Annotated in this window: 24 protein-coding genes and 1 tRNA gene; 12 read left to right on the forward strand and 13 right to left on the reverse strand. The window is 43.6% G+C overall.

Annotated elements, in window-relative coordinates; genetic code table 11:
• The first annotated feature begins 6 nt into the window (after nt 1–6).
• The gene (yfcE, locus tag ACQEXU_RS17225) at nt 7–558 is read left to right on the forward strand and encodes a phosphodiesterase (RefSeq protein WP_427011730.1); all 552 of its coding nucleotides are present in this window, start codon (nt 7–9) and stop codon (nt 556–558) included.
• 47 nt (nt 559–605) lie between these two features.
• Here the strand turns inward: yfcE and ACQEXU_RS17230 are convergent, their stop codons facing one another.
• The 4 genes from ACQEXU_RS17230 to ACQEXU_RS17245 are packed head-to-tail and all read right to left on the reverse strand — an operon-like array spanning nt 606 to nt 3,122.
• The gene (locus ACQEXU_RS17230) at nt 606–890 is read right to left on the reverse strand and encodes a SelT/SelW/SelH family protein (RefSeq protein ID WP_427011731.1); all 285 of its coding nucleotides are present in this window, start codon (nt 888–890) and stop codon (nt 606–608) included.
• A gap of 8 nt (nt 891–898) precedes the next feature.
• Complete coding sequence (locus tag ACQEXU_RS17235) at nt 899–1,654, reverse strand: sulfite exporter TauE/SafE family protein (protein ID WP_427011732.1); 756 nt, start codon at nt 1,652–1,654, stop codon at nt 899–901.
• Nucleotides 1,655–1,698: 44 nt separating this feature from the next.
• A complete protein-coding gene (locus tag ACQEXU_RS17240; RefSeq protein WP_367988428.1) occupies nt 1,699–2,214 on the reverse strand; it encodes a regulatory protein ToxS in 516 nt (171 codons plus the stop codon).
• Nucleotides 2,215–2,231: 17 nt separating this feature from the next.
• Nucleotides 2,232–3,122: a winged helix-turn-helix domain-containing protein gene (locus ACQEXU_RS17245; protein WP_367988429.1), complete on the reverse strand. Its 891-nt coding sequence runs from the start codon at nt 3,120–3,122 to the stop codon at nt 2,232–2,234.
• Between the two features lie 262 nt (nt 3,123–3,384).
• Between ACQEXU_RS17245 and htpG the strand changes: the two genes are divergently transcribed.
• The 4 genes from htpG to ACQEXU_RS17265 all read left to right on the forward strand — a co-directional run bounded on the left by htpG (nt 3,385) and on the right by ACQEXU_RS17265 (nt 8,475).
• The gene (gene htpG, locus ACQEXU_RS17250; protein ID WP_427011733.1) at nt 3,385–5,289 is read left to right on the forward strand and encodes a molecular chaperone HtpG; all 1,905 of its coding nucleotides are present in this window, start codon (nt 3,385–3,387) and stop codon (nt 5,287–5,289) included.
• A 298-nt stretch (nt 5,290–5,587) separates the two neighbouring features.
• Nucleotides 5,588–6,232 (forward strand): adenylate kinase, encoded by a 645-nt coding sequence (gene adk, locus ACQEXU_RS17255; RefSeq protein ID WP_252029835.1) that lies wholly within the window; start codon nt 5,588–5,590, stop codon nt 6,230–6,232.
• Nucleotides 6,233–6,365: 133 nt separating this feature from the next.
• Nucleotides 6,366–7,331 (forward strand): ferrochelatase, encoded by a 966-nt coding sequence (hemH, locus tag ACQEXU_RS17260; RefSeq protein ID WP_427011734.1) that lies wholly within the window; start codon nt 6,366–6,368, stop codon nt 7,329–7,331.
• Between the two features lie 463 nt (nt 7,332–7,794).
• Entirely contained in the window at nt 7,795–8,475 is a 681-nt protein-coding gene (locus ACQEXU_RS17265) for an oligogalacturonate-specific porin KdgM family protein (protein ID WP_367988432.1), read from the forward strand.
• 59 nt (nt 8,476–8,534) lie between these two features.
• On the opposite strand, the gene ACQEXU_RS17270 is transcribed toward ACQEXU_RS17265, so the two are convergent.
• Nucleotides 8,535–8,984 carry a DUF411 domain-containing protein gene (locus tag ACQEXU_RS17270; RefSeq protein ID WP_427011735.1) on the reverse strand — a complete coding sequence of 150 codons (450 nt, stop codon included), beginning with the start codon at nt 8,982–8,984 and terminating at the stop codon, nt 8,535–8,537.
• Between the two features lie 8 nt (nt 8,985–8,992).
• Complete coding sequence (locus tag ACQEXU_RS17275; RefSeq protein WP_427011736.1) at nt 8,993–11,692, reverse strand: copper-translocating P-type ATPase; 2,700 nt, start codon at nt 11,690–11,692, stop codon at nt 8,993–8,995.
• A 485-nt stretch (nt 11,693–12,177) separates the two neighbouring features.
• On the opposite strand from ACQEXU_RS17275, the gene ACQEXU_RS17280 reads away from it, so the two are divergent.
• The 4 genes from ACQEXU_RS17280 (at nt 12,178) to ACQEXU_RS17295 (ending at nt 16,969) form a co-directional block, all read left to right on the forward strand.
• Complete coding sequence (locus ACQEXU_RS17280; RefSeq protein ID WP_374144799.1) at nt 12,178–13,575, forward strand: multidrug transporter; 1,398 nt, start codon at nt 12,178–12,180, stop codon at nt 13,573–13,575.
• Between the two features lie 59 nt (nt 13,576–13,634).
• Entirely contained in the window at nt 13,635–14,006 is a 372-nt protein-coding gene (locus ACQEXU_RS17285) for a DUF2799 domain-containing protein (RefSeq protein WP_427011737.1), read from the forward strand.
• A gap of 99 nt (nt 14,007–14,105) precedes the next feature.
• Nucleotides 14,106–15,530: a glutamate--tRNA ligase gene (gene gltX / locus ACQEXU_RS17290; protein ID WP_367988436.1), complete on the forward strand. Its 1,425-nt coding sequence runs from the start codon at nt 14,106–14,108 to the stop codon at nt 15,528–15,530.
• A 476-nt stretch (nt 15,531–16,006) separates the two neighbouring features.
• Entirely contained in the window at nt 16,007–16,969 is a 963-nt protein-coding gene (locus ACQEXU_RS17295) for an OmpA family protein (RefSeq protein WP_367988437.1), read from the forward strand.
• A gap of 177 nt (nt 16,970–17,146) precedes the next feature.
• Here ACQEXU_RS17295 and ACQEXU_RS17300 read toward each other — a convergent pair whose 3' ends face one another.
• Nucleotides 17,147–17,653 carry a Fe3+-citrate ABC transporter substrate-binding protein gene (locus ACQEXU_RS17300; protein WP_367988438.1) on the reverse strand — a complete coding sequence of 169 codons (507 nt, stop codon included), beginning with the start codon at nt 17,651–17,653 and terminating at the stop codon, nt 17,147–17,149.
• A gap of 384 nt (nt 17,654–18,037) precedes the next feature.
• Between ACQEXU_RS17300 and nagE the strand changes: the two genes are divergently transcribed.
• Nucleotides 18,038–19,516, forward strand: coding sequence for an N-acetylglucosamine-specific PTS transporter subunit IIBC (gene nagE, locus ACQEXU_RS17305; RefSeq protein WP_427011738.1), 1,479 nt, complete (start codon nt 18,038–18,040; stop codon nt 19,514–19,516).
• A gap of 41 nt (nt 19,517–19,557) precedes the next feature.
• Here nagE and ACQEXU_RS17310 read toward each other — a convergent pair whose 3' ends face one another.
• The 4 genes from ACQEXU_RS17310 to ACQEXU_RS17325 all read right to left on the reverse strand — a co-directional run bounded on the left by ACQEXU_RS17310 (nt 19,558) and on the right by ACQEXU_RS17325 (nt 23,028).
• Nucleotides 19,558–20,841: an ATP-binding protein gene (locus ACQEXU_RS17310; protein WP_427011739.1), complete on the reverse strand. Its 1,284-nt coding sequence runs from the start codon at nt 20,839–20,841 to the stop codon at nt 19,558–19,560.
• Entirely contained in the window at nt 20,825–21,499 is a 675-nt protein-coding gene (locus ACQEXU_RS17315) for a response regulator transcription factor (protein ID WP_427011740.1), read from the reverse strand. The genes ACQEXU_RS17310 and ACQEXU_RS17315 overlap by 17 nt, the downstream gene beginning before the upstream one ends.
• A 271-nt stretch (nt 21,500–21,770) precedes the next feature.
• Nucleotides 21,771–21,847, reverse strand: a tRNA-Arg gene (locus tag ACQEXU_RS17320).
• 53 nt (nt 21,848–21,900) lie between these two features.
• Nucleotides 21,901–23,028: a flagellar assembly protein FlgT gene (locus ACQEXU_RS17325; RefSeq protein WP_427011741.1), complete on the reverse strand. Its 1,128-nt coding sequence runs from the start codon at nt 23,026–23,028 to the stop codon at nt 21,901–21,903.
• A gap of 167 nt (nt 23,029–23,195) precedes the next feature.
• Here ACQEXU_RS17325 and ACQEXU_RS17330 point away from each other — a divergent pair, with 167 nt between their 5' ends.
• Together ACQEXU_RS17330 and flgP are read left to right on the forward strand one after the other, a co-directional pair.
• Nucleotides 23,196–23,831, forward strand: coding sequence for a FlgO family outer membrane protein (locus tag ACQEXU_RS17330; protein WP_367988443.1), 636 nt, complete (start codon nt 23,196–23,198; stop codon nt 23,829–23,831).
• A gap of 8 nt (nt 23,832–23,839) precedes the next feature.
• The gene (gene flgP / locus ACQEXU_RS17335; RefSeq protein ID WP_427011742.1) at nt 23,840–24,271 is read left to right on the forward strand and encodes a flagellar assembly lipoprotein FlgP; all 432 of its coding nucleotides are present in this window, start codon (nt 23,840–23,842) and stop codon (nt 24,269–24,271) included.
• 67 nt (nt 24,272–24,338) lie between these two features.
• Here the strand turns inward: flgP and ACQEXU_RS17340 are convergent, their stop codons facing one another.
• Nucleotides 24,339–24,764 carry a flagella synthesis protein FlgN gene (locus ACQEXU_RS17340; protein ID WP_367988445.1) on the reverse strand — a complete coding sequence of 142 codons (426 nt, stop codon included), beginning with the start codon at nt 24,762–24,764 and terminating at the stop codon, nt 24,339–24,341.
• 33 nt (nt 24,765–24,797) lie between these two features.
• The gene (gene flgM, locus ACQEXU_RS17345) at nt 24,798–25,112 is read right to left on the reverse strand and encodes a flagellar biosynthesis anti-sigma factor FlgM (RefSeq protein ID WP_427011743.1); all 315 of its coding nucleotides are present in this window, start codon (nt 25,110–25,112) and stop codon (nt 24,798–24,800) included.
• Nucleotides 25,113–25,130 lie beyond the last annotated feature (18 nt).

Raw genomic sequence — 25,130 nt, forward strand, 5'->3', positions numbered from 1 at the left:
ATTACGGTGAAATGCTTTTTTGCGTCCGACTTACACGGTTCATTACCTGCAACAGAACAAATGTTGGTGGAATACAAACGTTCCGGTGCTGAAACGTTGATTTTGCTTGGTGATATTCTTAACCACGGCCCTAGAAATCCCATACCAGAAGGGTATAACCCACCAGAAGTAGCTCGCGCCTTAAATGAGTTTGCATCTGAGATTATTGCAGTCCGCGGAAACTGTGACAGTGAAGTGGATCAGATGCTACTGTCATTTCCAATGATGATGGATTATGCCTGGTTGCTACTGGAAACGGGTCAGCGTTTATTTCTGACTCATGGTCATTTATACAACAGTGCAAAGCGTCCGGCATTACGAGAAGGGGACGTGATAGTTCATGGTCATAGCCATATCCCAGTGGCAGAACTAGATGGCAAGCAGTTTATCTTTAACCCCGGCTCAGTTACCTTTCCGCGTGATGGATTTAAAGCCAGCTTTGGAATTTATGATGATGGTCAATTGAGGGTGATGAGTTTTGATGGTGACGTCATTGCGCAAACTAGGCTCAAGAATTAAAAAAACCGGCGAAAGCCGGTTTTTTATTTGCTTGACGAAGGCTGATACTAAGCGCTTGTTTTATCAATGTGCCCAAGATCTCGGTCAGGAGCGATAACATCACGAATTTTCTGTTTGAGAACTTTAGCTTCAGGGAAGCCTCCATCGCGTTTTCTTTCCCAAATCAAAGTGCCATTACATATGATTTCAAATCTTCCACCGGTATCAGGGTGTAATGAAAGGCTGTCAATTTCTTCACTGAATGTGTGGAGTAATTCCTGACTCATCCAAGTTGCTCTAAGCATCCAGTTACACTGGCGACAGTAATATATATCGATGTTTGCTTTTTCCATTATCTTTCCTAAATCAATAATTTGATGCCGACAGCAAAAGTCAATATCTCAAAACAGAGCTTGATGGTCTGATTGCTGTAACGGGTTGCAAGATAAGCGCCAATGCTTCCACCGGCAAATGAGCCTAATAGGAGGATAGGCAACCAAGGCCAATAGATAGGGGCGCCAGCTTGAGCAATTGCGATGCCACCCATACCATTCCAAAATAGGCCAACGCATATCATGGTTAATGCGACCGCTTGTTTATAGCTATAGCCAAACCAGCGGACTAAGAATAATGTGACCAGCAGCCCTGAGCCAGCCGTGAGTGAGCCATTTATGACCCCAATTAACGCAAGCCCAATACCGCCAATGGCCCAGCCTTTAAAATCTCTATTTATCGCTTGCTCTTGCTGCCCTAGCTGTTTTTTGAGTCTCGAATAGATACCAAGGGCAAGGATCATAACTCCCAGCAAACGCTGAGCAATAACCTCAGGGATCTGCAATACAACGTTTGCACCAATAATCACACCGATGCTGCCAACTAGGATCAAATAAACAGCAATGCGACCATCAATGGTTTTCTGTTTGATATGAGTAAAAGCGGCTCCAAGACCTAAAGCAACGCTTGCAACTTTATGGGTCGCAAGTGCTGAAGCGAAAGGTAAACCAAGGAAAATAAGCAGCGGAAATTGCAATAAGCCAGCGCCACCACCAGAGAGTGAGGCAAGGGTATTGGCAATGAAAGAGCCGGTAAATAGGCCGAGTGTGTTTATCCAGTCCATAAGAAATGTAAAAGGGGGCTTCTTGCCCCCTTAAATAGAGTCAGTTAGTTGCTAAAAAGTACAGTAGAACCGTGGCTTAAGCTCGTCAATAATAAAGTCTTTTCGTTGACGATATCAATACGACGACTTTGCTGAGCATCCATCTTAAAGATTTGTGTGATCAACTGCAGTTGATCTTGAGTGAAATCTTTTGATTGTGGGGAGGAAACATCTTTAAACTCGGTTGGAGAAACCAGCAGGTAGTTATCACTGATATCCCAGTCACCGGTTTCGGAAATATTGATCATGCTTTCATTATCAGCATTTTCAGCGTACAAACGAACTGTAGCGACTCGAATGTAAGTGCCATTTGGCAAGTATTTTACATTAGATTGAACGTCAACACGGCGAAGCGGGCCAACGGAGGCTTCTTGTAGATCTTCAGTGATCAGCGTGACCATCTTAGATTGCCATTCTTTCGAGGTCAGAACCTGTTCAATTTTTAGATCACTTCCCCAGTACAACCAGCTACTAACCAGAGCTGAAACCACAAAAATAGCGGCGGCGATTTTTTGATTCATTGACTGCATTCTCCTCGTTAGTTGCACACTTTATCTAGATCATCTTGCTCTGCCACAATACGTAGTGTGACGTTTTCACCAGAGTGATTGAGAGAGTGAATATAGTTTAAAATCAGTTGGTTGTTCTGTCCGCCAGTGGCAATGATTTCAATTGGCTTCATTTCACCGCTATGGCTTTCGTTGTATTTTTTCACGCATCGTTCAATTGATGGCATCCAACCTTGTAAATCCGGATGGTTAATTGGTGTTCTAATTGGTACTTCGTCGTAGACTGCGAGCTCTCGAAAGTTTGATTCACTCGGGCCCGAAATCAGCACTACGATGAGTGGGATAAGTAGCGCAAGTGTGAGTAAAATTCTCACAACCCAAGGGTTAGAAGCTGGTGGTGTTGATGGTGCTGGCGTGATCACATCAGTAGTTTTGTCTGATTTAACGGCATCGTCTTCAGCGATTGATTCGTCAGTAGCATGCCCATCAAATGGCTCTACCACATCGGTTGTTGTAATGGTGATGTCATCGATAGAAGGTTCTTCTTTTCCCTCTGCTTCCCCTGCAAGCAAAGGTGTTGAGCGCTCAACACTACAGATAAGTTGATAGCCTCGTTTGGGTACGGTTTTGACAAACTGAGGCGATTTGGTGGAGTCTTTCAGCATTTTGCGTAAGGTGGAAATGGCTTGAGTGAGACTGGAGTCGTCAACTTCAAAACCTTGCTCACGCCAAACAAAATCATGTAGATCGTTTCGAGAGATGATCTCACTAGGTTTTTCACACAAAAGTAGCAGGATTCGACTCTCATTGCTGCCTAGGCGAATGATTTCGTTATCGTTTGCTTTATCGACTAAAGAATTCGTATTGGGGTCAAAGGTAAAGCGATTAGCGAGGTTAAACTTAGTGCCTATGTTGCTCATTTGAATTGGCCATCGTTATATTGTTAACGGAATTATTAAAGCGTGCTTATTCACAAAGTAGCTGTGCACGTAATAGGCTACTTTATGTTTTTTGATTTTTTGAGAGCCAAGGATAGTCAAATTTCATACAAAAAAACACTGTTTTTATGATTTTTGACCTTGAATTTACAATTATGGCCCTCATGTTTTACTCACAAATCATCGTAACTCATGCTACGCGATTGGTTGCGTAGTCAAAGAACGTTGAAGATATGGAGTAAACATGAGCGAAACCGCAACAACCAATAAAGAAACTCGTGGCTTTCAGTCTGAAGTAAAACAACTACTTCACCTAATGATCCACTCTTTGTACTCAAACAAAGAGATCTTTTTACGCGAGTTGATTTCTAACGCATCGGATGCAGCAGATAAGCTGCGTTTTCAGGCACTATCTAATTCTGAATTGTATCAGGGTGATGCGGAACTGGGTGTAAAACTGTCGTTTGATGAAAAAGCGAACACGTTGACTATTTCAGATAACGGCATTGGTATGAGCCGTAATGATGTGATTGAGCACCTTGGTACGATTGCGAAATCTGGCACGGCTGAATTTTTCTCAAAACTATCGGAAGACCAATCCAAAGACTCTCAATTGATTGGTCAATTTGGTGTGGGTTTCTATTCTGCGTTTATTGTCGCTGATGCTGTAACGGTAAGAACACGTGCTGCTGGTCTTGCGGTTGATGAGGCTGTTCAATGGCACTCTCAAGGTGAGGGTGAATACACCATCGAAAGTATTAGTAAGGAAACTCGCGGTACCGACATCGTGCTCCATATGCGTGATGACGGCAAAGAGTTTTTGAATGAATGGCGTCTTCGCGATGTGATCAGTAAATACTCAGATCACATTGGTATTCCTGTTTCGATTTTAAGTAAAGTTCGTGATGAAGAAGGCAACGAAACTGACGAAACAAAATGGGAGCAGATCAACAAAGCGCAAGCACTATGGACGCGCAGTAAGTCTGACGTTAGTGACGAAGAATACCAAGAATTCTATAAGCATGTTTCGCATGATTTTGCCGATCCTTTAGTTTGGAGCCATAACCGAGTTGAAGGTAAAAACGATTACACCAGCTTGTTGTATATTCCGGCAAAAGCTCCGTGGGATATGATGAACCGTGACCACAAATCAGGTTTGAAACTGTATGTGCAACGTGTGTTCATCATGGATGACGCTGAGCAATTTATGCCGTCATATCTACGCTTTGTTCGTGGTTTGATTGATTCGAACGATTTACCATTGAACGTTTCTCGCGAAATCCTTCAAGACAACAAGGTGACTCAGTCGCTGCGTAACGCATGTACCAAACGTGTTTTGACTATGCTTGAACGCATGGCGAAGAATGACGAAGAGAAATATCAGTCATTCTGGAAAGAGTTTGGCCTTGTTATGAAAGAAGGCCCAGCAGAAGACATGAGCAATAAAGAAAAAGTGGCGGGTCTACTGCGCTTTGCCTCGACAGAAGTTGACTCTGCCGATCAAACGGTTGCTTTGGCTTCTTACGTTGAGCGTATGAAAGAAGGTCAGGATAAGATCTACTACCTAACCGCAGATAGCTACAGTGCGGCGAAGAACAGCCCTCACTTAGAGCAGTTCAAAGCAAAAGGCATTGAAGTTATTCTGATGTACGACCGCATTGATGAGTGGTTGATGAACTACTTGACTGATTTTGATGGCAAGCAGTTCCAATCGATCACGAAGGCAGGTCTGGATCTTAGCAAGTTTGAAGACGAGCAAGAGAAAGAGAAGCAAAAAGAGACAGAAGAAGAGTTCAAGTCTGTTGTTGAGCGTACTAAAACGTATTTGGGCGAGCGCGTAAAAGAGGTCCGTACCACATTTAAGCTTGCCAATACGCCTGCAGTTGTTGTAACTGATGACTTTGAAATGGGGACGCAAATGGCCAAATTGCTAGAGGCAGCAGGTCAAGCGGTTCCTGAAGTTAAGTACATCTTCGAGATTAACCCAAACCACGCGCTGGTTAAACGTATGGCGGATGAAGCAGATGAAGAAGCCTTCGGACGCTGGGTTGAAGTGTTGCTTGGACAAGCGATGCTGGCAGAACGTGGTTCGATGGAAGACCCATCTCATTTCTTAGGGGCAATCAATACACTTTTGACTAAGGTTTAATAGCTAAAAAGACTCAAAAAGCTCGCAAACTGCGAGCTTTTTATTTGAACTTCTGCGAAATTGTCAGAACTTTACAATTGAATGTGTAGTGCGCTTAAGTTTTGAGCGTCGAAGCATTCTTTAGTCTTAATTCAGCACTTGAACATTGAAAGTGTGGTAGAATTTCGGACTTGAATGTGATTCTGAAGGCGTGTATTTTGACCCGCCAATTTTTAGTAAACGTTATACCGAAACTTATCGTCGTTAACATTCCACTGTGAGCTTCGGTATAAATCATCATTTTTAAAGAGGATAAATCATGCGCATCATTCTTCTAGGTGCTCCAGGTGCAGGTAAAGGCACACAAGCTAATTTCATCATGGAAAAATACGGTGTTCCGCAAATCTCTACTGGTGACATGCTACGTGCTGCTATCAAAGCAGGTACAGAGCTTGGCAAACAAGCTAAAGCTGTTATCGATGCTGGTCAGCTAGTTTCTGATGAAATCATCCTTGGCCTAATCAAAGAGCGTATTGCTCAAGATGACTGTGAGAAAGGCTTCCTACTTGATGGTTTCCCTCGCACTATTCCTCAGGCTGATGGCCTAAAAGAAATGGGTGTTAACGTAGATTACGTGATTGAATTCGACGTGGCTGATGATGTGATTGTTGAGCGTATGGCTGGTCGCCGTGCTCACCTTGCTTCTGGCCGTACTTACCACGTTGTTTACAACCCGCCAAAAGTGGAAGGTAAAGATGACGTAACAGGTGAAGACCTTGTTGTTCGTGATGACGACAAAGAAGAAACTGTTCGTGCTCGCCTAGGTGTTTACCATGATCAAACAGCACCGCTAATCTCTTACTACGGTAAAGAAGCTGAAGCGGGTAACACTAAGTACCTTAAGTTTGATGGTACTAAGCAAGTTGCTGAAGTTAGTGCAGATATTGAGAAAGCACTGGCATAATTAACTGTCGAGAGAATCTGATAGTTTGCTATAGTGAAAGCGACCCAAATAGGGTCGCTTTTTTGATCTGTAGAAGTAAACTATTTTAAGCGATGTTACGTACATATGCTTTTGTCAGACAATTTAGGAAGTTATGCAAAATAATAAAAATAGAACCGGTGTATTATTGGTGAATCTTGGAACACCAGATCAACCCACTTCGTCTGCCGTAAAACGTTTTTTGAGCCAATTTCTTCATGATAAGCGTGTTGTTGATATGTCTCGATGGTTATGGTGTCCGATCTTGCATGGCATCATCTTACCGATTCGTTCGCCTAAAGTGGCAAAGTTGTATCAAACGGTATGGATGGAGGAAGGCTCTCCACTTTTACATTATTCCCGATTACAGCAACGCAAGTTGCAGGAGTTATTGCAACTCCCTGTTGAACTAGGGATGACCTATGGCAACCCAAGTTTGGAGCATGGTGTGGCTGAGCTTCAGAAGCAAGGTGTGGAAGACGTTATCGTACTGCCTCTATATCCTCAATACTCCGGGACGACCACGGCCGCAGCATCTGACGGATTAACCAAAGCATTTAAACAATTACCTGTCATGCCGGGCTTTCGTTTTATCCGTGATTATCATGATCATCCACTTTATATAAAAGCACTGGCTGAAAGTGTACGAAAATCATGGCAAGAACATGGGCAAGGGGATTATTTACTCTGCTCTTATCATGGTATTCCTAAACGCTATGCAGATAACGGCGATGTTTATCCGAAGCATTGTGAACAAACAACTCGACTCTTGGCACAAGAGTTGGGGTTAAATGATGATCAAATCGGTTTAACGTATCAATCTCGATTTGGGCGTGAAGAGTGGCTTCAACCTTATACCGACAAAACACTGGAGCAATTGCCAAATCGAGGCATTAAAAAGCTCGATATCATGGCGCCAGCATTTTCAGTTGATTGCTTAGAAACGTTAGAAGAGTTGGCAGAGCAGTGTCGTGATATTTTTACCGAAGCGGGTGGGGAGTGTTTTACGTATATCCCATGCCTTAACGACTCTGAGACGCACCTTGCAATGATGCAAGCGATTGTTCAACGAAGTTCATAACTTTGGCCGCCATCCTCGTGGCGGCCAAGCCCCTCTCTCATATTCTTAACTGACATACCATTTTCAGAATAGCTTCTGCTTTAACTCATTTATCTGATCTATTGTTTGTGATCCAGATCGCCTTATGCACAGCCAAAAGTATTAATCGTAAAAAAGAACCTAAATCTGCTGTGATCTTCGTATTGCTCATGATGCGTTCTTGCTTGGTTATTTGTGATCTTGAGCAACTGCTTACGGTTTTATTTATTTTTATAACTTTATAAGTTGTTGTTTTTAAGGTTTAAAATAACTTTCTCTTTATTGTGGGTGCGCAAGATCTCACTCTATGGGAATTTATTTTTTTCAGTGAATTAATTTGTCCAAGATGAAAGTCAAGCCATGGAGGCAAACCTCACTTTGCGGTCAGGGTGAAGAAACACCAGACAAGAAACCGCGGCTAACTTTTAAATTAAGGCAGATTATTATGAAAAACGTATTAACTCTAAGTGCACTTTCTCTTGTTTTCGCTTCAAGCGCTTTTGCGGGCTCTTCTTATGTGACAGGTAATGTTCAGTTCCATGATGATGGACGTATCCATGGCTCAAAAGCAACGTCTACTTTGGAAGCGGGCCATACGTTTGACAACCAGTTTGGTGGCTTAACGGTATACACAGAGTTTGATGGTATTCAACTGGGGGATTTAACTGGCGCTGAGGCTTCTGGCCCGTATGTGACGCTAGGTGGTGAACAATCTTTCAATATCACAGAAAACTTTTGGGTTGCGGCGGGCTACCATCATTTGATTAACGAAGGTGACAGTATTCAATATCGTCCGCTAGTGAAGATTGGCTACAACTTTGATAACGGCATTGCACTTAGCAACCGTACACGTGCTCATATTGACGCGACTGACGCTGATGCAAAAACAGATTACCGCATGGATAACCGAATTGGTTACACTCTCAATGATGATGTGTTGCTGAGCTACAACAACGTATACATGATTGAAGCGGAAACAATGGACCATGAGCTTCGTGCTACCTGGACACGTCAAGGTGTTCAGCCATATTTCGAGTTCCGTTCACAAGCACACGGTGCAAAAGATGAGATGGGTGACAGCCTGGTGAATAACGCATTTGTCTTTGGTGCGTCATACGGTTTCTAACGCTTTGTTGTTCTAAGTCCTAAATGAAAAAGCCCGGTAAATACCGGGCTTTTTATCTTTTATTTGTCCGTATTGCCTTCGTGTCGGTGGTACTCAAAAACCTGTCCTTTTTCATTGAATGCATAAACCGAATAGGTGTCTTTTTTATCGCCATACTCCATACCAGGCGAGCCCATTGGCATCCCCGGAACTGCTAAACCTTTCGCATTTTTAGGTGGGTTTTCTAGAAACGCTTTAATATCTTCAGCAGGGATATGGCCTTCGAAGACGTAACCGTCAATTACTGCGGTATGACATGACGCCAGTTTTGGCGTAATGCCAAACTTTTCTTTGATTGGATTCATGTTCTCATGTAGCTCTTCCTTGATATCAAAGCCAGCTTCTGTCATGTGTTTTGTCCATTCACCGCAACAGCCACAGTAAGGTGATTTGTAGTTAATGGCGTCAGCCGCCAATGCGTTGGCAGATGCCATCGCGAATAGAGCAAGAGTTAAGGTTTTAAGTTTCATAGACGCCTCTAAGAATCAATAGTGGTTTTAAATAATCGTAATCGGTTTGCATTGCTGACAACGGTGATTGAGGACAATGCCATCGCAGCTCCCGCAACAACTGGACTCAGTAAAATACCGAGTATTGGGTATAAAGCCCCTGCCGCAATTGGAATGCCAAGTGAGTTGTAAACAAAGGCCCCAAACAAGTTTTGTTTCATGTTTTTCACGGTTGCGCGAGAGAGCTCAATGGATTTTGCTACGGCAACTGGAGATGAGTTCAATAGGGTCATTTGAGCGCTTTCAATTGCGACATCACTGCCGCTACCCATTGCAATGCCGATATCGGCAAGAGCGAGCGCTGGAGCATCGTTGATACCATCTCCGACCATGGCTACTCGTCGGTTTTCATCTTTTAGCTTTTGGATGTGTTTTGCTTTTTGATCAGGCAGAACTTGAGCTATGACCATATCAATACCAAGTTGGTGAGCAATCGCATCAGCAACCGTTTGGTTGTCTCCGGTAAGCATCACGGTTTGAATGTGATTGGCTTTGAGTAGTTCGATGGCTTGTTTTGCATCACCTTTGATGGCATCAGCCAATGCAATGGTGCCAAGTAGCTGGTTATTTAGGCAGATCCCGATCGTGGTCCATGCATTTTCTTTAGCACGTTCAAGTATGGTGTTAGCAGAGCTCATATCAATGCCTGAAGCCGCCAAGTAATTTGTCGAAGCAACCTGAAGTGGTTGATCATCTACCATGGCAGCGACGCCTTTCCCTTGAAGGTTTTGAAATTGCGTGACTTTGAGCGCTTTTCCGTGGTGCTGCTCGGTATAGTGGCAGATAGCTTTGGCTAATGGATGCTCTGAATGACGTTCGATACTGAACAGAAGGTCAATCAGGTGCTCTGTGCTTGTGGTATAAGCTTCGAGCGTTTGTACCACCGGTTTTCCTTGCGTCAACGTGCCAGTTTTATCAAAGACGACTGTGTTTATTTTACTTGCTGATTGCAGCACGTCTGCGTCTTTAATCAATATGCCCATTTCTGCGGCTTTACCGATACCAACTGTGACAGAAAGTGGTGTGGCAAGCCCAAGCGCACAAGGGCAAGCAATGATTAATACCGTAGTCGCAACCACAAGCATGTAACTGGCTTTTGGATCCGGCCCAATAAAGAACCAAACCAATGCAGAAAAAATAGCGATCATGACGACCACAGGCACAAAAACCGCTGAGATTTGATCCGCCAATTTGGCAATGGCGGGTTTGCTGCTCTGAGCCTGACGAACCATCTGAATAATTCGGGCCAGCATGGTGTCATTGCCAATACTGGTTGCTTCAATAACCAGTGAACCATCTTGGTTTAATGTTCCTGTAGAGACTTTTGTTCCAATGGATTTAAACAGTGGAATAGGCTCTCCTGTTAACATGGATTCATCAATGAATGATTCTCCGTCTAGCACTTTTCCATCCACCGGGATTTGTTCTCCGGGCTTGATACGTAGCTTCATACCCAGTTGAATCGCTTCTACCGGAATGGTGATGTCGCCATTCTCTGTTAACTGAGTTGCGAATTTTGGTTGTAAATCAAGTAATGCTTTTAATGCATGGGTGGTTTTGGCTTTGGCTTTGGACTCGATGTAGTGGCCAAGGGAGATAAGCCCAACAATCATCGCGCTGGCTTCAAAATAAACGTGGCGAGATGGTAATGGGAACAACTCTGGGTAAACGACCACTAACATTGAAAATAACCAAGCGGCACCTGTGCCAAGTGCAACCAATGTATCCATGGTTGCGCGCCGGTGAGTAAAGGCTTGCCATGCATTTACGAAGAAACTTTTCCCAGCAGTGGCTAACAGCGCGAAACAGATGATACCAACGATGCCCCAAGCAATCTGATCGCTTGAGTTTCGGATCATCATATTGCCACCTAATATGCCCCATAGCATGAGTGGTGCACCAATCGCCATGCCAGCGATGGCACTTTTTTGAAAGTGCTTCTGTTCTCTTTGTTGCTGCAAAGCCTGCTTTTCATGCTGAGTCGCTAAGTCATCAATGAACTCTGCCTGATATCCGGCCTGTTTAATGGCATCTAACAGCGCACTTTCAAAGGATTCTTGAATTGAAGAGTGATAGATGGTGGCACTTTGTTCAGCGAGATTCACTTGTGTCGCCATTACGCCTGGTACTGAAAGCAATGCTTTCTCTACGGAAGAAACGCAGCTGGCACACGTCATCCCTTGGATTAACAGAGAAAGTGGTGGGTGAGTACTAACTTGTTCAGGTTGAATCGAAGCGGTAGCGTCCACAATCTCTGGTGTTTCATGCTTGATAGCAGGTTCTACTGTTGGACTGAAGGCTTGATAGCCTGTTTCTGAGACCAAATCCAAGATTTGCTGTTCACAGAGCAGTGACGTTAGAGTGAGCGACTCCTTACTTACCTCGGCTTCAGCAATCAGCGGATGCGCTAATAAAGCATCGTGCAGTTTGCTAACACAACGTCCACAGTTCAATCCTGCCAAACGATAATGTTGCGTTGTACCTGCATCATAACCTAGCAATTTGATACTGCGGTGGATGGTGGAAAAGCGTTCTTCCGTTTCCAAAACAATGTGTGTGGGGGATAGGTCTAGAATTGTGACTTGGTTGTTTTCAGTCAGTGCTTTCTCTACCTTGCGAGCGCATCCCATACAATTTAACCCAGACAACGGGATCTCAAAATGCTGCATGGTAATACCTCATTATTACTGTAGTTGTTGCTGAGCTTAAACCTTACCTCAAGGGAAAGGTCAAGACGTATTTCAACAAAGGAAAAAACGTCAAAATTGACTATGTCTGGTACTGAGCAAGCTATAAATAATGCGAGAGAATTCAAAAAATAAGCTCCAATAAAGTCAAGCTGGCTAAAAGTTCCTGAAACTGTCGTGACACAAGTCATCAATATCGACCTATTTATGTGAAAAAAGCTATCGCTGGAATGTTTTTGACGTTTTTGTATCTTTAGTGTTTTTATTTAACCTATTGTTTTAAATGTATTTATGTTTATTTTTCTTTCTTTACTTTGAGGATGGTCAGATAAAAAATGCCATTCAATTTTCGCCCCAAAAAAAGTTTGCCACCATGCCCTTGTCCATAAATAGCCCACCGATTCATTGGTCTTTAAGTTGAGTTGGTGGCTAAACAAATAATTCTCCTAAGGAAAAGGGTTAATAATATGAAAAGCGTATTCAAACGTTCATTAGTAGGTGCAGCGGTGTCTTCTATGCTATTTGGTACGGCAGCATTTGCTGCGGATCCAGTAGGGCCAGAATACTCATCTGCAGCTTCTGCATTTTTTGAAGAATCCACTGTAACGGGTGCGATTAACTTCTGGATGCGTGATCGTACACGTGCGGATTTTGATGTGGCGACAGGTGAGCAAACAGGCAAAACACCAAACTTAGATCACGGCTCGGTATATGTATCATTAGGCTTCCATTCTGGTTATGTTGCAGACACGGTTGGTCTGGATCTAAACGTCTACTCAACGTTTGATATGTGGAATAACGCTTCTCCTGACCATGAAATGAACTTCTGGGGTGTCGATAATCCATATGACATGAATCCAACTCAATCTAGTGGTTGTACTGGTGAATGGGATTCAGGTTGTACTGACAACGGTGCAGCAATCCAAACGGCGGCAGTTAAGTTTAAATTCGGTGATTCAATCACAGCTAAAGCAGGTTACTTCCAACCAAGCGTACCAACAGCGATGGGCGTGAACTGGTCTTATGCAGCAGGTACTTACACTGGTGGTGAAATTGGCGGTACATTCGGTGATTTGGCTGTTGGTCTAGTATATGCAGACGAATACCGCGCACCATGGTTCCAAGACAGCTATGGCTTCCGTGACGGTCAGAATGAAGATGCTGGTGATGCGTACTCTATTGGTGCACGTTACAACTTCTCTGATGCAACATCGCTTGATTTCGCTTATGCGGGCCTAACAAAAGGCGACCGTCAAAATGCGCACATCAAACTCAAACACAACACGGATAATGGTTGGTACCTATCGCCACAACTTTACGTAATTGATGATAACGACCAATACGATAGCACGGCATTCCAGCTTGCATTCCTATCATCTAAATCTGTTGGTCAGTACAACTTCCGCCTAGAAAGTACTTATACCTCTGCTGACTCTTCAGACACACGTGGTAACACAGGTAACTTCGCTTACCGTTTGACTGAGAAATACGGTGGTTCTAACGGCGCATACGATATTTGGTGGAACAACCGTTCAGACTTCAACCATGATGGTGAAATTGGCTTCTTTGGTCAAATGAGCCGTGACTTCTCTGACCTAGGTGCTCCTGGCTTTAGCGCAGGTATCAACGGTGTTTACGCTTTTGGTGCTGAAGCAGAAGGCTTTGATGAGCTGGTTGAATACTCTGGTAGTGTGTTTGCCAACTACGCTATCCAAGGTGGTGCGTTGAAAGGTGCGCATGTGGGCATGTACTACACGCGTTACGTGAACGATGCGAATACACCAAACTGGACTGGCTATTCAAACGCGTTCCAAGACGAGAACGACTTGAAAGTGACATTAGTGATTCCATTCACAATCAAGTAATGACTTAAGTACGAAGGCCCCACATGTTGGGGCCTTTTTCTATTTATAAGGAGAGGTTAATGCAACGTAGTTGGATATTGGTACCTTTTATATTAGTCAGTGGTTGTATGGCAACCACAATGCATCTTGATCCTGAGCGATGGGGAGAGCGCAGTGCCACAAGAGGGGAGTTGATGGTGCAGCATCCAGAAGCTTTGAAAGAAGCACTCAAAGTGGATGATATTAGTGCTGAGGATTTTGCGCGCTATCAACAAGGCTTTTTGAGAGGGAGAAAAGTCTTTTGTGATGTCAACAAAGCGTTTGCTTGGGGGGCTAACGGCAACAAATACCAAGGGCAATGCGATGGTTTTTCCACAGAACCGCAGTTTCGTTATGAAGCCGAACGTGGATTTGAGCGTTTTGTTTACCCTGAGAACAAAAGTTTTCCTTAGCTTGAATTGTCGTATGAGTGAGTGCAGTGCTAGAATACCGCCCAAAATTTAGCTCATGCTGATTAAATTGGCTGATCTTTCATATAAGGTAAATGACACATGACGGTTAAAACTCGTTTTGCTCCTAGCCCTACTGGCTATCTTCACGTTGGTGGTGCACGTACAGCACTGTACTCTTGGCTTTTCGCAAAAAGCCAAGGCGGCGAATTTGTACTTCGTATTGAAGATACTGACCTAGAACGTAACTCTCAGGAAGCGGTGGATGCCATCCTTGAAGGGATGCAGTGGATGGGATTGGAATGGGATGAAGGCCCATACTTCCAGTCAAAGCGTTTTGATCGTTATAACGAGATGATTGATAAGCTACTTGCTGAAGATAAAGCTTACAAATGCTATGCGTCAAAAGAGCTGTTAGACGAAATTCGTGCTGAGCAAGAAGCAAATAAAGAGATGCCTCGTTACGATGCGAACCATCCTAAAGTTGTTGCTGCGAATGAAGCTGCAAAAGAGGGTGATGCATTTGTTGTTCGTTTCCGTAACCCAAAATCAGGTAGCGTTGTATTTGAAGATCAAATTCGTGGCCGTATTGAAATTGGTAATGATCAGTTAGATGACCTAATTATCCGCCGTACTGACGGTGCACCAACTTACAACTTCGTTGTGGTTGTGGATGACTGGGATATGGGAATTACACACGTTGTACGTGGCGAAGATCATATCAATAACACTCCTCGTCAAATTAACATCTACGAAGCGCTAGGTGCGCCAGTACCGACCTTTGCACACTGTGCAATGATCCTAGGTGATGACGGAGCAAAACTGTCGAAACGTCATGGTGCAGTTTCTGTGATGCAATATCGTGATGAAGGTTACCTGCCAAATGCATTGAACAACTATCTTGTGCGTTTAGGTTGGTCTCACGGTGACCAAGAAATCTTCTCTCGCGAAGAAATGATTAATCTATTTACGTTAGATGCCATCTCTAAATCCGCATCGGCATTCAACACAGATAAGTTGCTTTGGTTGAATAACCACTATATTAAGACATCTGAGCCAGAATACGTTGCTGAGCACCTGCAATGGCATTTAGATAACCAAAAACTTGATATTACAAATGGCCCTGCGATTACAGAAGTGATCAAGCTCGTTGGTGAGCGTTGCAATACATTGATTGAGCTTGCAGAGCAAATTCGCTACTTCTACGAAGACTTTGCTGAGTTTGAAGCTGGCGCTGCGAAGAAGCATTTGCGTGGCGTAGCGAAGCAACCATTAGAGCTAGCACTTGCGAAAGTTGAAGCACTAACGGATTGGTCGACTGAAAATCTTCACAATGTCATTAAAGAAGTGTGTGAAGAACTTGAAATTGGTATGGGAAAAATTGGTATGCCATTGCGTGTTGCTGTGACAGGTGGTGGCCAATCTCCATCTGTAGACGCGGTTATGCAATTAATTGGCAAAGAACGTGTCGTGAGTCGCATCAAAATGGCTTTGGCGTTTATTGCTGAGCGTGAAGCTAACGCATAAGTCAGTTTTTATCGAAAAACCGTGGTTTTATCCGCGGTTTTTTTGTATCTCAAACCGTGAAAATCATGATCTTTCAGGAAAAAACGGCCGTATTTGTGTCTCATTTTTAAGAAATGACAACGCCATTGTATAAAAGTTCACCGATTGAATTGGAGGGTGTGATCTATGTCCAACCTTTACCGGATAAGGGTTTGCGAGCCATGCCTCAACTTTTTGATGAAATTTGATGACAAAATATTGACATTTGACCCCTTCAATCTTGTCAAAAATTCATTATAGTTCTCCCCGTCAGTTACTCTTTGTTACCAATAGTAACGGCTAGGACAGGAAGCAAAAACAAACGGAACTGCAATAAAAACAAAGGTGTTCTTTCACCAGTCGACCATGTTGTTGAGTGTCGGGGTAGAGTTGAGCACCAAAGCTATAGATAACTTAAAACTGCACCAAGCAGTAAACCGATTTCAGAGGAATCAATAATGAAAAAATTAGCAGCGGTAATCTCAGCATCACTTCTTCTTGCATCAGCATCAGCAAGTGCTGAACTATACGTAGGTGCTAAAGCTGGTAAAGCTTGGCTAGACGATGCATGTGAAGCAACAGCAAACTGCGACAAAGATGACTCAACACTGGGTGCGTTTGTTGGTTACGAAATGTGGGACTTCCTATCTATCGAAGCTGGTTACGATTACCTAGGTAAATTCACTGCTGACGGTCTAAACGACGAGAAAGTAGAAGCTTACACTCTTGCTCCTAAAGTAAACCTACCACTTACTGACGATATCTCTCTATACGGTAAGTTCGGTGGTGCGTTCGTAAACTACGGTAACGCTGACGATTGGTCATACCTAGGTGCTGCAGGTGTTGAATTCGATTCACACGAGAACGTAACTGTACGTGTTGAATACCAAACAATCACTGACGCGAACAACGACATCGTTCGTGCAATGGGTAACTCTGCTACTCTAGGTGTTGTATACAAATTCGGTGGCAGCGAAGAAGTTGCTCCAGTAGTAGTTGAAGAAGAGCCAGTAGTTGAAGTTGTTGAAGAACCACAACCAACTGTAGTAACTAAGACTTTCGAAACACAACGTCTTGGCGCTGGTAACTTCGAACTAAACAGCACTGAACTAAAAGCGGAAAGCGCTTCTAAACTAGACGAGCTAGTTGAGTTCCTAAACACTTACCCACAAGCTAACGTAGAAATCGTAGGTTACACTGACACTTCAGGTGCAGCTTCTTACAACCAAATGATTTCTGAGAAGCGTGCTCAGTCTGTATCTGACGCTCTAGTTGCTAAAGGTGTTGACGCTTCACGTATCACTGCACGTGGCGAAGGCGAGAACAACCCAATCGCTTCTAACGACAACCGTGAAGGTCGTAAACAAAACCGTCGCGTAGAAGTTATCGTTCCAGAATTTGAATACCAAGTTCAGCAATAATTATTGCTTCGATAACAACGACTGTTGAAATTCAAAGCCCCGGCATTGCCGGGGCTTTTTCTATGTGCGTTCAATATTATTGTTGTCATTCTATGAAACATAAAAAGCCAGTACATTTGTACTGGCTTTTCATTATCTTGCAGCAAAGCAATATGGCTTAGTGAGTGTAGGTAGGACCTACTTCAGGTCAATACTCGCTAACCGACCCATGAATTCAAGAATTTCTAAGTTATCTTTATTGGCTTCAAGTAGCGCTTTTTTAGTTTTAGTGTAAGCCCCTAAGCGACCATGCTTACTGATGGAGCAAACCACACTTCGATAAATCAGCTTTCCGTTTTCATCGTAGTTACGCCAAGATGCAATATAACATTCATCTTTAGCATCAGGGTTGGCTTTGGTTGGGCGTGGTTTGAAGATGATCTTGGGTTCCAGTGAGTGAGGAAGGCGTGTCATCAGATAGGGATCTTTCAACAATCGGCGCCAAAATTTCCCCCACATTTCGAGTCCTAATTCGTTACGAAGTTTAATCGCTTTTTTCAGTCCTTTTTTTTCTCCAATACGTATGTATCCCACCGACCGGTGCAACACTGTGTCGTCGGGTGTATGAATATGTATCTTATAGGCTGTTTTCGCTTTTGAGATAAAGCGATGGCCTGTATTTGTTGTCAGGTTGCTCTTAGCCATTATTCCAAGTAATAGTTCTATTAATAAGCAAGCGCACAGGGTAAGCAATTATTAGTAATAATTAAAGTAGTAAAACCTGACATTTCCAATAGAATTATTAATAAGAGTTGTAACTGTCTGATTTGTTGTAAATGAAAATTTCAATACAGCTTTTTATCGATCAATATCACGGCACTTTCTCATCTTCTCCACTTTGTTTTGTGAAAGGTTAATTATCCTTAATCCAACCACAAAGCGGTCTTAATCCTTCTCTATTTACACTGGCGGTTATGTGGATTGAGTTTTCTCAGTCCTCAGAGTTTGTGCTCTGTGGGTGACCTCTTTATACGATGGTTTGTTCATTGAGCATAAATCACAAGCTTGATTTTTATAGAGGGAACAACAGTGAATATACTCGGATATTTTCAGAAAGTTGGGAAGGCTTTGATGGTCCCCATCGCTGTGCTGCCTGCTGGTGGCTTAATGTTGGGGCTTGGTTATGCCATTGACCCAGCTGGCTGGGGCGCTAATAGTACTCTGGCGACCATCCTTGTCTATGGTGGTAAGGGGATCATGGACAACCAGGCGTGGTTATTTGCTGCCGGTGTGGCTTATGGCTTAGCAAAAGATAATAACGGTGCCGCAGCCCTAGCTGGGTTATTGGGGCTTTTGATTGTTGAGATGATCGTAGGGAACACTGCGGTGGTGTCTCAAATTACAGGCGTTCCTGTCGAGCAGATGTCGTCATCAGAAGTTATTGCTTCGAAAGCGGCGGTTAGTGCGTTTACAGGGATCATGATGGGGATTGTGGCGGCAACACTTTACAATCGATTCCATGACATAAAATTACCTGCCGCACTGGGCTTTTTTGGTGGACGCAGATTCGTGCCGATTATTACCTCTTTTGCTGCCATTACCATTAGTCTAGTGATGGTTTACATTTGGCCAGTGGTATACGGTTCTCTAGTTGACTTTGGCATTGCGATTTCAGAGCTTGGTGCCACAGGTGCAGGTTTGTATGGCTTCTTCAACCGCTTACTGATCCCGATTGGTTTGCATCATGCACTTAACCAGGTCTTTATTTTTGATTTGGTTGGGATTAATGATATTTCTAAGTTCTGGTCTGGGACTGGAGAGCTAGGGGTAACAGGCATTTACCAAGGTGGCTTTTTCCCTGTTATGGGGTATGGATTACCCGCCGCGTGTTTAGCTATGTACCACTGCGCAAAGCCTGAGAATAAAAAGAAAGTTGGCGGTATTCTTGGTGCTTCAGCGTTAACCGCCATCTTTACTGGGGTAACAGAACCGATTGAGTTTGCGTTCATGTTTGTTGCACCAGTGCTTTATTTTATTCACGCAATATTAGCTGCATTGTCTTTGTATATTGCCGCAAGCATGCAGTGGATCGCTGGTTTCACCTTTAGTGGTGGTTTGATTGATTTTGTACTGTCATTTAACCTACCTTTGGCGAACAAACCCTACATGCTGATCCTGCAAGGTCTCTGTTTTGGTGCCATTTACTACTTCGTGTTCCGCTTTGCAATTTTGAAATTTGATCTCAAAACCCCCGGCCGCGAAGATGAAAAGACCAGTACTGCGACCGCAGTCAATACCGATGAGAAAGCGGCGCAATACCTTAAAGCGCTTGGTGGGCATCGTAATCTAAGCTCTATCGATTCTTGTATTACTCGACTGCGTTTAACACTCAACGATATATCTGTGGTTGATGAAGGAGTATTGAAGTCGATCGGTGCCATGGGGGTGGTGAAAATTGGTGCTAATAATCTTCAAGTGATTGTTGGTACAGAAGCCGAGTCTATTGCGATGGCGATGAAGGCTATCCCAACAAGTGAGGATTTGAGTCACATTGTTTTACCTGGATAACGGGTACTCATACAGCCGAAGTGTCTGCTTCGGCTGTTTAATTAAGTCAGGCAGATCCTTGCTCTTAACCCTGGATGGTTGTCGCGAAACAAAAGTTGTGCGTGATGACGCTGAACAACGGCTTGAACAAGCGACAGCCCTAATCCATTCCCTTGCTCTGTACGACTTTTATCTGCACGATACATTGGTTTGCACACATGCAGCTTCTCTTCATTGGACAAACCTATTCCTTTGTCAGCGACCACCACACCAAAACGATCGGCAATCACTTCAATACGACCATGTTCTGGTGTGTACTTTACGGCATTTTCTATCAAGTTAAATACGGCTCTAAAAAGCAAAGAGCGGTCGCCAGAAAGAAAACAAGGCTGATCTTGGCGAAAAGAGACGTGTTGATTTTTTTGCTCGGCTAAGGGTTGAATGAATTCGAGCGCATCTTGCGCGACAGCTGCTAGGTTAACCGTTTCATTTTCAATGGTGTGTTGACCACTATTCAACTTTGCAATCTCGAGCATGCTATTGAACAGCGATAAAATCAGCTCTAGCTCATCATGACAAGAAGAAAACTGTTGATACTGTTTATCGGACAACTTGGAGTCACTCAGAAGCTCTTCCAGCCGTAGCTTTAACCTTGCCATTGGGGTACGCATGTCATGAGCTAATCCGACCGTCAGCGACTTTAGCGTTTGTTCATTCTTAGCCATTTGCTCAATCATAAAGTTCAAATGAATGGCAAGAATATCGAATTCATCATCTTGCTTTGATACCGCGATTTTTACGTCTCGCTCACCACACAAGAACCGGTTCATCGCCTGATTAACACGTTCAAGCTTTTGTAAGATCAATACACTGAAAAAGAAGGCAACGACCAACATGACACCGATCGGCAATACGATTCCGGTTAACACCATTGGGATCACCGATTGGCGATACGCCTCTAATAGATCCTCTTTCAATTCGATCTCGAGCCGGTATTTTTCGCCAACGTTAATACTATTGCGTTCATTAAGTAATGGTGTTGCTGGATAAAGAGGGGTAGAGAGTGGGGTACTTGTTGGTATGAGTTGATAAGAAAACAGTGAATGATTGGTTTGTTTGGTTTTTAAAAGTTGCTCTATGCTCGTTGGATTATATGCCGCCGCGTTTTTAAATTCTTGAATTTCATCAATGAGTTGTTTGGATAAATGCTCTCGATGAAAAGCTTCTGAGTTAATAAACAGTTGGCGAATAAAGACGATGTTCACCACGGCGATGAGGACAAATAGCGTTAATAACGTTTTGAAAACGGAGGAGCGTGAAAGGGTATAGTCATCGACGAAGGACATAACCAGCCCCCCTGACGGTATGTAGAAGTTGATTACAGCCAGCGTCTTCTAACTTCCTGCGTAGGTTGGCAACGTGAACATCAATGACATTGGTTTTTGGATCGAAATGGTAACTCCAAATTGCTTCAAACAGGCGCATTCTTGAAACGACCTGTTCATGATGCTCGACAAAATACTGCAGTAACTGAAACTCTTTAGGTTGAAGTTGAAGCTCTTTTTGATTGCAGATGGCTTTATGAGCACGTAAATCCACTCGAATACAGTCGTAATTGAGTGTGGTTTGGAGGGGGGATTTGTGTTGTGAACGATTGATAATGATGTTTACGCGGGCAATTAACTCTGCGAGTGCAAAAGGCTTGATTAAGTAATCATCGCTACCAGCTTGCAAACCATTCACGCGATCTTCAACGCTATCCATTGCACTGAGAATTAAGATGGGAGTCGGTGATTCAGTTGCTTTGATGGCGGCCAATACTTTCATACCATCAAGGTAGGGCAGCATTCTGTCAAGAATGATCAGTCGGTATTCACAGCTTAATGCCATCATTAAGCCTTTTTGGCCATCTTCTGCCTGATCCACTTGGTAGCCATGTTCTTGCAATCCCTTTGCGACAAAGTCACGTGTGGTTGCGTCATCTTCAATGATCAATATTTTCACGCATCATCCTCCATGAATGTGGCCAAATCATAACCTAAGTGAATGGCTAACTTCTTGTCTAAAAACAAGAAAGGCTCGGCGAAAATCGGCGAGCCTGATAACGGTTATAGGGGGTAAACCGTTACAATTACAGTAAGGTGCGAGTGGCAATCACTGTACAATGAGAATCATTTTACTGGAAGCGAGTAAATTTCTGGTAATGAGAAGATTAAGTTTTCTTAAAGTTTGGTAAGAAAATAAAAAAGTCGGCGTAAAGCCGACTTTATCAATATGGCGCTCCCGACAGGATTCGAACCTGTGACCTGCCCCTTAGGAGGGGGCCGCGCTATCCAGCTGTGCCACGGGAGCGTAGACGGTCATGATACTCAATTATTTGAGTATGTTAAGTACAAATTCGCTACTTAAAGTAGTTTGTGCATAACATCGCCAATTTGGATACTACCTGCCAGATCAGCTTGATCAACGGTCAGCTCTGCTTCATTTTCGTAAACACGCTTAACCGTCAATGTAATGTCTGTTTGAGTCACTTTGTTTCGTGGCAGCCCACGTTGGTCGATAAATGAGCCAGTGTGCCACAGCTGCAGTTTGTCACCTTCTTTTACGCCATGTACACGACCGAGATCAATCGTAAGCGTATTACCCCACTTGGCGATTACTTCAGGTAGAGTGATTTTACATGATACTTCGGATTCAAGATCCAACATGATGTTGCGGCTCACGCGTAACATCATCTCACCATAGGTCGATGCCCAAAAGCGCGCACTTTTAGTATCGACTTGGCTGGTTTTGGCAAAAGGCCATTTAGCAACTTCACGGTAGTTACGGTGATACACTTCATTGCCTGTTTTGCCGTCATAAATGGTCATTTCAAGTGCAAATTGACGGTTGATGATGTCTTCTGCCAGCATTTTTTTGTCAATGGTTGCCGTTAAGTCAGTAATGGTTCCCCCCAGAATGTATTGCGCTCCTGTGTCTTGGGCGATCATCTTTAAGCGCTCTGGATAGCGTTTATTGATCTCGTAGTCGGTAGTGCCGACAGAAACAAAGCTTGCCGATTCTTCATCTAATTGACGGTTGATGATGCGGGCAAAATCATCACCGACACTGTAGATTTGGCCCATAACCGCTTGTTGTGGGGACTCTATGTCGATGTTGCCAATGAGAAAGGTCTTTTTGTATTGGCTGACGTGGCAACCTGTTGCCGACGGGTAAATATCTATCCGAGCTTTGACTGACATGATGTTGCGACGAACTTTTTGCTCCTCGACCACGACATAGCGAACCTCATGATTACTAAACTGGTACTCTTTTCGATCACTTTCGAGCAGTGGACGAAGATTACTGATGCTACCAATATCTGCGCCAGAAAAACTGACGGCTTTGTATAACGCATCCTCTAGCGCGTGGATTCTCGCTTGCTCTTCTGATGAAACGACCGTTGCCGTTCCCGTGACTTCATACCAGCCTGCGAACGCAAAAGAAGGTAGCAAGTAAAGCATTGAAAATATGGTAAAAAGCGATTTTTTCATAAGGTGGTTACCATTTGGGTATATATTTTGCTTGATAAATCGTAGCTGATTTAGGCATCGCATTTCTAAATTGTAAGCACAGTTAGAAAAGCAAGGAATGTTCCACTTTGGCGAGAGAGATGAAAGTGGGGCAGGAACAGTGCCTTAAAGTATCGGAGATTAGAGAAATGAAGAAATGGTTATCGCTAGTGCCCGCAGTATTTCTGACTGCTTGTGCTTATGCTCCTATCTATAACGGTAAAGAACCCTATTCAGGTTCTCAGTTTATGCTGATGGAGAGCCCGCGTCATACTCTTGACTTTTTTGTTGAGAGCATGACTGAAGATTTAATGATATCGAACACCAGTGTGTCGGCTCGTACCCCTATTGCTGTCACTTCGTTTGTCGACCTACAAAATATGGATGCGACAAACTGGTTAGGAAATTCGGTATCTGAAGGTTTTATTCATCAATTCCAGCGCCGTGGGTTCAAAGTCGTGGACTTCAAAACCACCGGTTCAATCCAAGTGACGCAACAAGGTGATTTTGCTTTTAGCCGAGATTGGAAAGATTTAGCGCAAGAGCAAGAAATTCAATATGTGCTAACAGGAACAATGCTTCGTCAAGAGGGCGGGGTATTGGTAAACGCACGTGTTGTGGGCATGCAATCAAGGGTGGTAGTCGCGACAGCTCAGGGCTTTTTACCAGCGGATCGCATTGGTCGTGACTTGGATACGCTCAATAGCATTCGCACGCAAGATGGTGTGCTGATTCGCTCCGACCCAACAATGACACAGCCTTACACCGTGATTCTGCGTCCATAGGAGGAGCAATGAAAAAACTATTATTACTACTCGTTGCTTTTGTTATGGTGGGTTGTCAGCCATTGAATAACATGCGTCCAGATGATTGGCTAACGGCTGTTGGCTATGCGAGCATTAGTGAACAAAAGGGACGAAACGAAGAAGAAAAGCAGGTTCGAGCAATGCGAGCGTCTAAGATTGATGCGTATCGTGAATTGGCAGAGCAGGTTTATGGTATGCGCGTTAGTGGCCGTGCCGATTTAAAAGATCAGCGTTTAGGAACTGAGCTTACATCAGGTGCCGTGGATGGTGTTATTCGTGGTGCGGAAGTTGTGCGCAGCTATAAAGTTGGCGACAGCTATGTCACTGAACTTCGCTTAGATATTCAGAAAATGAACAAGCTACGTGATTATGGTGAAATTCAGCAAGTTCCGGAAAAGCGTCAGCAAACCTTGTTTTAATTCTCTCTCAAACTCCGATACAAAAAAGCGGCAATGATTGCCGCTTTTTTTATGTGTTACTTTCGTATCAGGCTTTAATGTTGGTACCAAGGGTGGATAAATTTGAAGTTTGTCCTTCGGCATTGTATGTCATGCCAAACTTTCCTTGGGTTTGCTGCATTAAATTGTTCAGTTTATTGAAACTCAGTTGCGCACGCTGAAGCGCTTCTCCATTAACAAGGTTTGCTTGTTGGCAGTCATGGACGATAGATCGAATTTGGTCAACTAACGGGCTCAGCTCAGGGTCGGTTTTCAGGCTTTCTACTTCAGGGTGCTGAGCAATTCGTTGGTCGGTTGTCTGCAATTGATCAATTAAGGTTACTTTCTCTTTTGCAATGGCTTCAATATCTTTGGAGAGTCGATTAGCAATGGCCAGCTTCTCTTTCTCTAAAAGCTCAGAAAGATCTTTTGCATTTTTCAACTGGAATTCAACCAGACTATTGAGTGCTGCCATCGTTACTACTCTTTATCAGCGACGCTTAATAAACTACAGCCCGCCTAACTCTTTCTCAAATTTAATCATATTATCAGCCAATTTTTCAGGATCGACGGTGTAAGAACCATTCGCGATCGCTTCTTTAATTGCCGCAACTTTTGCTTTATCAAAACTTGGCTGGCTTACCATTTGGTTATGCATTTCACCTACCGCCTTGCCTTGTTTACTTAGTGATACCGCGTCTTGGGCAACTCCCGACTTCTTTGCAGAGTCAGTGTTACTCGTCGCGTTGGTATCACTACGTGCAGAACTTCGAGTCGATGTTGATATCGTCTGTCCCGAACGTATGTTATCAATACCTGCCATAATTGAGCCTTTTACCTG

The organism is Vibrio sp. TRT 21S02, assembly GCF_050113675.1.
Taxonomy (GTDB): domain Bacteria; phylum Pseudomonadota; class Gammaproteobacteria; order Enterobacterales; family Vibrionaceae; genus Vibrio.

Excerpts from the sequence above, each read along its gene's own strand:
- ACQEXU_RS17230 (WP_427011731.1), bottom strand. The coding sequence starts at position 890 with ATGGAAAAAGCAAACATCGATATATATTACTGTCGCCAGTGTAACTGG.
- ACQEXU_RS17235 (WP_427011732.1), bottom strand. The coding sequence starts at position 1,654 with ATGGACTGGATAAACACACTCGGCCTATTTACCGGCTCTTTCATTGCC.
- ACQEXU_RS17240 (WP_367988428.1), bottom strand. The coding sequence starts at position 2,214 with ATGAATCAAAAAATCGCCGCCGCTATTTTTGTGGTTTCAGCTCTGGTT.
- ACQEXU_RS17245 (WP_367988429.1), bottom strand. The coding sequence starts at position 3,122 with ATGAGCAACATAGGCACTAAGTTTAACCTCGCTAATCGCTTTACCTTT.
- htpG (WP_427011733.1), top strand. The coding sequence starts at position 3,385 with ATGAGCGAAACCGCAACAACCAATAAAGAAACTCGTGGCTTTCAGTCT.
- adk (WP_252029835.1), top strand. The coding sequence starts at position 5,588 with ATGCGCATCATTCTTCTAGGTGCTCCAGGTGCAGGTAAAGGCACACAA.
- hemH (WP_427011734.1), top strand. The coding sequence starts at position 6,366 with ATGCAAAATAATAAAAATAGAACCGGTGTATTATTGGTGAATCTTGGA.
- ACQEXU_RS17265 (WP_367988432.1), top strand. The coding sequence starts at position 7,795 with ATGAAAAACGTATTAACTCTAAGTGCACTTTCTCTTGTTTTCGCTTCA.
- ACQEXU_RS17270 (WP_427011735.1), bottom strand. The coding sequence starts at position 8,984 with ATGAAACTTAAAACCTTAACTCTTGCTCTATTCGCGATGGCATCTGCC.
- ACQEXU_RS17275 (WP_427011736.1), bottom strand. The coding sequence starts at position 11,692 with ATGCAGCATTTTGAGATCCCGTTGTCTGGGTTAAATTGTATGGGATGC.
- ACQEXU_RS17280 (WP_374144799.1), top strand. The coding sequence starts at position 12,178 with ATGAAAAGCGTATTCAAACGTTCATTAGTAGGTGCAGCGGTGTCTTCT.
- ACQEXU_RS17285 (WP_427011737.1), top strand. The coding sequence starts at position 13,635 with ATGCAACGTAGTTGGATATTGGTACCTTTTATATTAGTCAGTGGTTGT.
- gltX (WP_367988436.1), top strand. The coding sequence starts at position 14,106 with ATGACGGTTAAAACTCGTTTTGCTCCTAGCCCTACTGGCTATCTTCAC.
- ACQEXU_RS17295 (WP_367988437.1), top strand. The coding sequence starts at position 16,007 with ATGAAAAAATTAGCAGCGGTAATCTCAGCATCACTTCTTCTTGCATCA.
- ACQEXU_RS17300 (WP_367988438.1), bottom strand. The coding sequence starts at position 17,653 with ATGGCTAAGAGCAACCTGACAACAAATACAGGCCATCGCTTTATCTCA.
- ACQEXU_RS17310 (WP_427011739.1), bottom strand. The coding sequence starts at position 20,841 with ATGTCCTTCGTCGATGACTATACCCTTTCACGCTCCTCCGTTTTCAAA.
- ACQEXU_RS17325 (WP_427011741.1), bottom strand. The coding sequence starts at position 23,028 with ATGAAAAAATCGCTTTTTACCATATTTTCAATGCTTTACTTGCTACCT.
- ACQEXU_RS17330 (WP_367988443.1), top strand. The coding sequence starts at position 23,196 with ATGAAGAAATGGTTATCGCTAGTGCCCGCAGTATTTCTGACTGCTTGT.
- flgP (WP_427011742.1), top strand. The coding sequence starts at position 23,840 with ATGAAAAAACTATTATTACTACTCGTTGCTTTTGTTATGGTGGGTTGT.
- ACQEXU_RS17340 (WP_367988445.1), bottom strand. The coding sequence starts at position 24,764 with ATGGCAGCACTCAATAGTCTGGTTGAATTCCAGTTGAAAAATGCAAAA.
- flgM (WP_427011743.1), bottom strand. The coding sequence starts at position 25,112 with ATGGCAGGTATTGATAACATACGTTCGGGACAGACGATATCAACATCG.